Consider the following 9,116-nt stretch of genomic DNA (forward strand, 5'->3'; position numbering starts at 1 on the left):
AAGGGCACAGCCCTTCCTCCTGGACCTCCATCCCAGTTTTTTATTCGTTTTTTTTTGAAATTAACATGTTATTAGACAGCCTCTGAGAGATTGCCACCTTCCAGAAAAATCAAGACTCGCCAAAAATTTCAAAATAGACCACACTTGGCAGAAACGGGCGGCAATAAATTCCCCTGCCCATGCCACCTGGCATCCGGAATTGCCCACTGCCAAGAGATCACAGCCCAGGGATTATGGGGTATATGCAAAATTTCGGCCTGAAATTAAAACAAATTGGAAAAAAAAATGGGGGCCGGGTTTCATATCTGGTGGTGGCCCTTTTTCTTTGGGTCGCCCTGGCGGCGACATGGCCGGAAACCGCCTGGGGCAAGGAGAAGGAAAAAGATCCGGACGCCATCATCCTGATCTCCGATCCGGAAATCAGTGATCTGCTGGACCAGATGGCCGCACCCCTGATCCAGGCAGCCCGTTTTCCGCCGGAATCAATCCGCTTTCATGTGATCCTGAACACATCCCTGAACGCCTTCGCTCTGGAAAACGGTCACATCGTCTTTCACAGCGGCCTGCTGCTGGCCGCCCACGGTCGGGACGAACTGGCCGGCGTCATGGCCCATGAAATTGCCCACCTGTCCGCCGGCCATCACATTCAGTTGCGGGATGAAGCCAAGAATCTTTCCATTCGCTCCCTGATTGCCACTGCCGTAGGCATTGCCGCCGGCATTGTGGCACATGACAGCAACATCACCCAGGGTGCCATTGCCGGTGGAGCCGCATCCTCCCAAACCGCCCTGCTGACCACCATGCGGCAAAAAGAGCAACAGGCCGACCGTCTGGCCATCCCCTACCTGGCCAGCGCCGGCTTCGATCCCAAAGGGGTGGGCAATTTCATGGAACGCATCAATCGCGAACAACGACTGGCATCCCAGCCCCCTCCCTACATGCTCTCCCACCCCATCAGTTCGCTCCGCATGACCGAGGCCAAAGACCTGGCCACCCAATATCCACCTCGCAAGGCACGTCCTGATCATGACGAATCCGCCTGGCTGCTGCGTATCCAGGCCAAACTGGAAGCAGGCGTCGATGCCGATCCCGATGCCAGCGCCGAACGCTTCCGCAAACGGGCATCCCTGAGCGCCAGCCCGGAAGCCGCCCAGGCCGCCAACTACGGCCTGGCCATGGCCCAACGCTACGGCGGACACCTGACCGAATCCGACGCCATTCTGACCGCCCTCCTGGCCGAAACCCCCAAAAATCCCTATTTCCTGCGGGAACGCGGCCTGAGCCGCATGGAAATGAACCGGATGGAGGAGGCCCAGAAGGATTTTCAAAACGCCCTGACGCTGTTACCCAACCATTTTGATCTGCGCTATCAGTTGGCCGTCACCCTGAACGAACGCAAACAGTACGATCAGGCCAACCGCCTGCTGCGCCAACTCACATCGGAGCAACCCCAGGAACCAAAACCTTTCTACCAACTGGGTCTGGCGGAGGGGGAGTTGCACCATCCCGGTGCCAGCCACCTGGCCCTGGCCCGCTACCATCGTCTGATGGCCGACTCCCGCAACGCCCTCTGGCACTATCAGGAGGCGGTACGACTTTTCCCCGCCCGCTCCCAGGAGCAGACCATCGCCCAAACGGAGTGGGATCAATTGCGCCACCCGAAGAAAGGGCGCTGAGATGCCCTGTCGAAAGACCACCAGGCCGCGCATGACTGAAAAACCGCTTCATGCCGCCTGGGCCGTAATGGAATTTCCCAGGCGGGCGATGCGATTGTCCGCATCCACGTAGACCAGGCTCGGCTGATGCTGGGCACACTCGGCCTCGGTCATCCGGGCAAAGGCGGCAATGATGACGAGATCCCCCGGCTTGGCCCGATGTGCCGCAGAACCATTCAGGGAAATCATGCCACTGCCGCGTTCACCGCGAATGGCATAGGTCACCAGCCGCTCGCCATTATTGACATTCCAGACATGGATCTGTTCGAACTCCCGGATTCCGGAAGCATCCAGCAAATCCTCGTCGATGGCGCACGAACCTTCGTAATCCACCTGGGTTTCGGTCACGGTTGCCCGATGAATCTTGCATTTCAGCACGGAAAGTTCCATCCGCTTCTTCGCCTCCCTCAATTGCGAACCAGCCGCCGGTTGTCGATCAGGCGCGCCGCGCCAACCCGGGCAGCCACCAGAATAACGGGATCCTGCTCGATCCGCGCCAAAGGCAACAAGGTATCCGGATCCCGTACAGCCACATAGTCAATCTGCCCGATGCCGGCCTCGGTCAACACCTGCCGGGCCAGCTCCTCCAGTCGGGCTGCATCAGTCTCACCGCCCGCATAGGCGACCTGTGCCCTTTCCATGGCCCGAAACAGGGCCAGTGCCCGTTGCCGGGCGGGCGGATCGAGATAGCGGTTGCGGCTGGACATGGCCAGACCATCCGCTTCCCGTACCGTCGGCAACCCTGTCACCTCAATCGGCATGGCCAGATCCCGCACCATGCGCCGAATGACAAGAAACTGCTGATAATCCTTCAAACCAAAGCAGGCCTGATCGGGACGCACCAGGTTGAACAGAATGGCCACCACCGTGGCCACCCCCTGAAAATGCCCCGGTCGGCACCGGCCACACAAATCGTCGGCCAGATCCCGAACCTGAATCTGCGTCTGATGACCGTCCGGGTAGATATCCTGGACCGTCGGCAAAAACAAGGCATCGCAACCCGCCTCTTCCAGCAGGGCCTGATCCTGTTCCAGGGTGCGGGGATAGCGCTGATAATCCTCGTTGGGGCCAAACTGGGTGGGATTGACGAAAATGGACCCGATGACCCGGTCACACGTTTGCCGCGCCGCCAGAAAAAGGGAACGATGTCCGGCATGCAACGCCCCCATGGTCGGCACAAAACCCAGGCGATGTCCGGCGCTCCGCGTCTCCCGCACCCAATGTTCCAGGAGTTGTCGATTGGTCAAGAGTTCCATCTTTTCAATCACCAAAACTGTGTTCGATCCCCGGGAAAACGCCCGCACGCACCTCCTGGGCAAACCGGCCCACGGCCTGGCGCACCTGCTCTCCACCCGCCATGTACTCTTTGACAAAACGGGGTTTCACACCTTCGTACAAACCAAGAAGGTCATAGACGACCAGCACCTGGCCATCGCACCCCACACCGGCACCGATGCCGATGGTGGGAATGGGCAATTTTTGGCTGATGGTTGTGGCCAGCCGGGCAGGAATGCCTTCCAGGACAACGGCCCCGGCCCCGGCATCGGCCAGCAGCACCGCATCGGCCAGGATCCGGCTCGCAGCGGCCTCGCTCCGGCCCTGAATCCGAAAACCACCAAAGGCGTGAACCGACTGGGGGGTCAACCCGACATGCCCGATGACCGGAATGCCCCGTTCCACCAGAAAGCGCACCGTGGCCGCCATCGTTTCGCCACCCTCCAGCTTGACGGCATGCCCGCCGCTTTCCTTCAGCACCCGCACGGCGCTGGCCAGGGCAGCCTCCGGGCCGGCATGATAGCACCCGAACGGCAGATCGCATACCACCAGTGCCCGCGAGGCACCCCGCGCCACGGCCCGGGTATGGTAGATCATCTCATCCAGGGTTACGGGCAATGTGGTGTCGTGTCCCTGGACCACCATGCCCAGTGAATCTCCCACCAGCAGCAGATCAACCCCTGCCTGGTCCAACAGACGGGCAAAGGTGAAATCGTAGGCCGTAACGGCAACGATCCGGCTGCCATTTAGTTTCATCTGGATCAGATCGGGAATGGTGACACGTCTGGCCATCACGACGCATCCCCGGGTTCAAGCCAACGCAGGCAAGACCCGTCCTGACAACGGCCAGACGTCAGCAGAAAGCTGCAAGAAAACCGCCGGCAATGGCTGCTGACGGTGGTCAAACCCAGTGGCATGGCAGAACCCGTCCCGGTCTACCCACCCTTGCAGGCAGGATCGATCCAAGCATCTCCTCTGGTCTCATCCCGAAGAGGCACCTGGAATCACTCCGGTCACCGCTCCCCGACAAAGGGGCGTCGGTGCCTTCCATGGCAGCCTCTCCACACGGGATGGATCATTCACTTCTTTCAGCAACATGTCAACGGTTTTACACAACACCGGGTGCAAAAGATCCCCGTCCAGATCCGCCAAGGGTTGCAGGACAAAGCGGCGTTCATGCAGGCGGGGGTGCGGCAGGATCAGGCGGGAATGGGTCATGACCCGCCGACCAAGAAACAGCAGATCCAGGTCCACCTTGCGGGGTCCCCAGACACGCTCTCTTCCGCGCCGCCGTCCCAGACCCCATTCCAGGCGACGCAGAAAACGCATCAGTTGCAACGGCTCCATCCGGCTCACCACCACGAACACGCCATTCGTGAACCAGGGTTGGGCAACCGGTCCCACCGGCTCGGTCGCATAGAGCGGTGACACCCCGACCAACCGCAGGGAGGTCGAACACGCCACGGCCCGCAAAACACGCTCCCATGTCACCACGGGATCGCCCAGATTGGCCCCAAAGCCGATCCAGGCCGTCTGCAAGCCCACCCTCTGCCAGGACTTCAGGTGACCACCTTGATATGCCAGGGTTCGAAACGCACCCCCAACAGATTGTCCTGCGGATAGCGCATCTGGGTATAACCGCACTCCCGCAGTTTCTTGAAAACATCCGATTCCACGAAGCGGGCCGTAAAGTTGGCTTCACCGAATCCCACCTGTCCCACATCGAAGTCGCCCACCCCGTGAAAAGAGTAGCCGGGAGGGGCCAGGGAACGGGAGGCCAGGGAAAGGTTGCCACTGGCTTCATAAGCCTTGGTCAAAAATAATAAAAACTGTTTGGGAACACTGCGCACGCCCGAGGTCAGCACCACCTGATTGCCAATATCACGGCGAATGCGGCGGTAGACCTCCACGGCATGTCCCTTGAACAAAAAATTGCCCGTGAACGGAACCTTGACCACCTTGCGCCGGGGTGTACGATCCGTCAAATTTTTCAAGGGCTTTTTCCCCATGAACCCGTAGGTGACTGCGGTCTCATGAAAGATCATGTCCATGAAATCAAGCTCGGATCGCGGAAACTGACCCACCCGGGGACTGTCATTAGCCGTCTTGATGGCTTCGTCAAAATCCAGGAGGTAAAAATTCCCGTACCCGACGACCTGTTGCAAACGCTCAAGGCGTCGCACCGTGGATTCGAGAATCTTGAACTGGGCCGGGTCAAGGTAGGCATCACCGGGAAGATGCTCGTTGAAATGTCGCGTCCGCAACAGGGCCAACTCCAGTTCCGGATCATTGGTCGGAATACCGGTTGACTCAAATTCTCCCGTTGCAGCCATGGCCTGGGGTGTCAAGCCAAGGCCCAGTCCGGCCGCTCCAACGGCCATACTCGTCAAGAATTGGCGCCTTTTCATCATGTTGGATCCTGGCGTTTCTCTATGCATTCAAGAAGAGTCCATACTGCCGGCGGCACTCCCTGGCCACCTGCATTAATTTCCCCACATGGTACCGCATCGGAAAAAAAAATCAATGCCGCATTATCTTCCCTGAATTGACGCTTTCACCCGGGTTAAAGTAAAACCAGATGCGGCACATCCAGATCGCGCTCACATGATACCGCAAGCGTCAGACCAGGAAGTCCCGGACCCACCCGATTCTCATTCATCACGGAAGATTATGCTCAACCGTCCCTGTTGTTTCATCATCCCTGACCGATCTGCCTGGAAGATTTCATCCGCCAGCATGTGCGCGGTCCTGCTGATCGGGTTGCTCGTCATGGCCATCCCGGTGCGGGCCGATCCCCCGCCCCGTTCCGCCATGCCACTCCTGACCCCCCAAGGCTGGTTGGCCAGGGTCTGCAACCAGATCGGTCGCAAGCTGAGCAGTGTCACCACCGCCGAGTGCCTGGAAAGCGGATTGGAAATAGCATCCGGACGCTCTGTCAATGGTACACCTCTGCTGGTCAAGGAATATCCACCCCTGCCCGGCAAAACACCCCAGGCCCGTGTCCTGATTCTCGGCGGCATCCACGGTGACGAATACTCCTCGGTCAGCATCGTGTTTAAATGGATGCAGAAATTGGACCAATTCCACTCGGGCCTGTTCCATTGGCGCGTCGCACCACTCGTCAATCCCGATGGGCTGCTCATGCGTCCATCCCGGAGAATGAATGCCAATGGTGTTGATTTAAATCGAAATTTTCCAACGAATGATTGGGAAACGGAGAGCCGGAACTACTGGATCAAAACGACCGGTCGCGACCCCAGGCGCTTTCCCGGCATCAACCCCTTGAGCGAACCGGAATCCCGGTGGATCCAAAGCGAGATCGAGCGCTTCCGGCCCAACGTCATCGTTTCGGTACATGCCCCATACAACCTGTTGGACTTTGACGGACCCCAGGCCAAACCACCCCACAAGCTCGGGCACCTCTACCTGGATCCCATGGGCACCTATCCCGGTTCCCTCGGACGCTATGCGGGTGTCGAAAAAAAAATTCCCATCGTCACCATCGAACTGACCTACGCCGGCATCATGCCAACCAGCGATGAAACCCGTAATATCTGGACGGATCTGGTCCACTGGATCAGCAGCAACATCAGCGACGCAGCGACCGCGCCGCTGCACGCCAGGACACCCAAACCAGGCAGCAATCCCGCCGCAGCCCAATCAAAAACCTTTTCCACCGCAACCATCCTGCCACTGGCCACCCCATGAATCCGGAACTGGACAAACTGCACCCCTATCCGTTTCAAAAACTTGCAACCCTGTTGCACGGCAGCGTGCCGCCGCCCGGCTTGCACCCGATTGACCTCTCCATCGGGGAACCCCAGCATCCGGTGGCCCCTTTTCTCCGGAACCACCTGGCGGCTTCCCTGGATGGCATCACCCGCTATCCAACCACCCGCGGTCAGGCCGATCTGCGCCAGGCCATTGCCCGATGGCTTCAGGTGCGTTTCAACCTGGATCACGTAGACCCCGAACGTCACGTCTTGCCGGTCAATGGCACGCGGGAAGCCCTCTTTTCCATCGCCCATGCCGTGGTGGACCACACCCGCCAGCCCGCCACTCCCCTGGTGGCCATGCCCAACCCCTTCTACCAAATCTATGAAGGGGCCACTTTGATGGCCGGGGCCGAACCCGTCTATGTGGAAACCCGGGCCGCCAACGGTTTCATCCCGGATTTTGCGGCGCTGCCACTCGAAGTGTTGCAGCGGGTGCAGTTGGTCTATCTCTGCACACCGGCCAACCCGACCGGCACGGTTCTGGATGAAGATCACCTGCTCCACCTGCTCGAACTGGCCGACCGGCATGATTTCATTCTGGCTTCCGATGAATGCTATTCGGAAATCTGGTACGACGCCCCGCCGCCCAGCCTCTTGCAGGCTGCCCGTCGCCTGGGTCGGCGCGACTTTCAACGCTGTGTGGTGTTCCACTCCCTCTCCAAGCGATCCAACATGCCCGGTGCCCGTACCGGTTTTGTGGCCGGGGACCCGGATATCCTGTCCCGGTACCTGAAACTGCGCACCTATACGGGTTGCGCCACCCCTCCTTTCATCCAGGATGTGGCGACCCGTGCCTGGTCCGATGAGACCCATGTGTCGGAAAACCGCCTTCTATACCGCCAAAAATTGGCCGATGCCCTGGCCATCCTGCGACCGGTTTTGCCGGTCACCCCGCCGCAGGCCGGTTTCTATCTCTGGCTGCGGGTCCCGGGCGGGGGGGAGGCCTTTGCCCGTGCCCTGTATGCCGAACAGGGTGTCACGGTATTGCCCGGTGCCTATCTGGGGCGCGACACCGGTCACGGCAACCCCGGACAGGATTATATCCGGGTTGCCATGGTTGCCCCGCTTGCCGACCATCGCACCGCCATGCAGCGGCTCGCCCGCTGTGCCGAACAACACATTCAAGGAGGCCTTTTCCCATGACCGACCATGCCCATATCATCCATGATGCCTGGGAAAATCGCGCCCATGTCAACACCTCCACCCATGGCCTGATCCGCGAGACGGTTCTGGCCGTGATCGAGGGCCTGGACAATGGCTCCCTCCGGGTCGCGGAAAAACATCCCGGCCACCCGGAAGCCACCCATGGCTGGGTCGTCAACCAATGGCTCAAAAAAGCGGTCCTGCTCTTTTTCAAGCTGCACGACAACACCCTGATGGGCAATCCCTCCGCCCCAGCCTTCGACAAGGTTCCCCTGAAATGTGTCGGTTGGGACGAGGCTCGCTTTCGGGCCGCCGGCTTTCGCATGGTGCCCCCGGCCACGGTGCGCAAAGGCAGCCACATTGCCCCCGGCGTGGTGCTGATGCCCTCCTATGTCAACCTCGGTGCCTTCGTGGACAGTGGCACCATGATCGATACCTGGGCCACGGTCGGCTCCTGCGCCCAGATTGGCCGCAACTGCCACATCTCCGGCGGTGCCGGCATCGGCGGGGTCCTGGAGCCTTTGCAGGCCAACCCGGTCATCATCGAGGACGACTGCTTCATCGGTGCCCGGGCCGAAGTCGCCGAAGGGGTGATCGTCCAGCAGGGAGCCGTCCTCTCCATGGGGGTCTATCTGGGACGGTCCACCCCCATTGTGGATCGGGCCTCGGGGCATATTTTTACCGGCCATGTCCCCCCCTATTCCGTGGTGGTGCCCGGCACCCTGCCCGGCAAGCCCGGACCCGATGGCACCCCCAAACCGGGACTCTATTGCGCCGTGATCGTCAAGACCGTCGATGCCAATACCCGAGCCAAAACCGCCATCAATGAACTACTCAGGGAGTTTTGAAAAAAAAATTGAAAATCCCGATTCTTCATGCGTTTTTTGAAAAAATACACATTTCAAAGTGGACGCGGTTTGAAATGTCGTCTGAAAATTCAAGGCTCGTATCATGATCGATCTGGTTCACCCCCACGACCGTCTGGTCAAAGTGCTGCTCCTTCATCCTGAATCAGCGGGACATCTCCTGCGTGAACACCTCCCCCAGCCTGTAACTGCCATTCTGGCCCCGGGCAACCCGGAATTGGTTGATGGATCGTTCGTGAGCAATGAGTTGTCCGCCTACTTTTCCGACCGCTTGTTCCGGGCCAAAACAATCACAGGCAAAGATGCTTTCTTCTACGTCTTGATCGAGCATAAAAGCTATC

10 protein-coding genes are annotated in these 9,116 nt (G+C 59.4%); 5 read left to right on the top strand and 5 right to left on the bottom strand.

Annotation, left to right across the window (positions count from 1 at the left end; all coding sequences use genetic code 11):
- Positions 1–242: 242 nt before the first annotated feature.
- A complete protein-coding gene (locus HQL65_19115) occupies positions 243–1,676 on the top strand; it encodes a M48 family metalloprotease (protein ID MBF0138347.1) in 1,434 nt (477 codons plus the stop codon).
- Positions 1,677–1,724: 48 nt separating this feature from the next.
- Here the strand turns inward: HQL65_19115 and HQL65_19120 are convergent, their stop codons facing one another.
- From HQL65_19120 to HQL65_19140, 5 genes are all read right to left on the bottom strand, one after another.
- A complete protein-coding gene (locus HQL65_19120) occupies positions 1,725–2,105 on the bottom strand; it encodes an aspartate 1-decarboxylase (GenBank protein ID MBF0138348.1) in 381 nt (126 codons plus the stop codon).
- 17 nt (positions 2,106–2,122) lie between these two features.
- Positions 2,123–2,971 (bottom strand): pantoate--beta-alanine ligase, encoded by an 849-nt coding sequence (locus HQL65_19125; GenBank protein MBF0138349.1) that lies wholly within the window; start codon positions 2,969–2,971, stop codon positions 2,123–2,125.
- Between the two features lie 4 nt (positions 2,972–2,975).
- A complete protein-coding gene (gene panB / locus HQL65_19130) occupies positions 2,976–3,782 on the bottom strand; it encodes a 3-methyl-2-oxobutanoate hydroxymethyltransferase (protein MBF0138350.1) in 807 nt (268 codons plus the stop codon).
- A gap of 189 nt (positions 3,783–3,971) precedes the next feature.
- Positions 3,972–4,529, bottom strand: a complete 558-nt coding sequence (gene folK / locus HQL65_19135) for a 2-amino-4-hydroxy-6-hydroxymethyldihydropteridine diphosphokinase (GenBank protein ID MBF0138351.1) — start codon at positions 4,527–4,529, stop codon at positions 3,972–3,974.
- 20 nt (positions 4,530–4,549) lie between these two features.
- Positions 4,550–5,398: a D-alanyl-D-alanine carboxypeptidase family protein gene (locus HQL65_19140; GenBank protein MBF0138352.1), complete on the bottom strand. Its 849-nt coding sequence runs from the start codon at positions 5,396–5,398 to the stop codon at positions 4,550–4,552.
- Between the two features lie 328 nt (positions 5,399–5,726).
- Here HQL65_19140 and HQL65_19145 point away from each other — a divergent pair, with 328 nt between their 5' ends.
- From HQL65_19145 to HQL65_19160, 4 genes are all read left to right on the top strand, one after another.
- The gene (locus tag HQL65_19145; protein MBF0138353.1) at positions 5,727–6,698 is read left to right on the top strand and encodes a murein peptide amidase A; all 972 of its coding nucleotides are present in this window, start codon (positions 5,727–5,729) and stop codon (positions 6,696–6,698) included.
- Positions 6,695–7,909: a succinyldiaminopimelate transaminase gene (locus tag HQL65_19150; protein MBF0138354.1), complete on the top strand. Its 1,215-nt coding sequence runs from the start codon at positions 6,695–6,697 to the stop codon at positions 7,907–7,909. The genes HQL65_19145 and HQL65_19150 overlap by 4 nt, the downstream gene beginning before the upstream one ends.
- The gene (dapD, locus tag HQL65_19155) at positions 7,906–8,757 is read left to right on the top strand and encodes a 2,3,4,5-tetrahydropyridine-2,6-dicarboxylate N-succinyltransferase (GenBank protein MBF0138355.1); all 852 of its coding nucleotides are present in this window, start codon (positions 7,906–7,908) and stop codon (positions 8,755–8,757) included. The genes HQL65_19150 and dapD overlap by 4 nt, the downstream gene beginning before the upstream one ends.
- Before the next feature lie 103 nt (positions 8,758–8,860).
- On the top strand, positions 8,861–9,116 hold a 256-nt coding region (locus tag HQL65_19160), incomplete at its 3' end, for an Rpn family recombination-promoting nuclease/putative transposase (protein ID MBF0138356.1).

The organism is Magnetococcales bacterium, assembly GCA_015228935.1.
Taxonomy (GTDB): Bacteria; Pseudomonadota; Magnetococcia; order Magnetococcales; family DC0425bin3; genus HA3dbin3.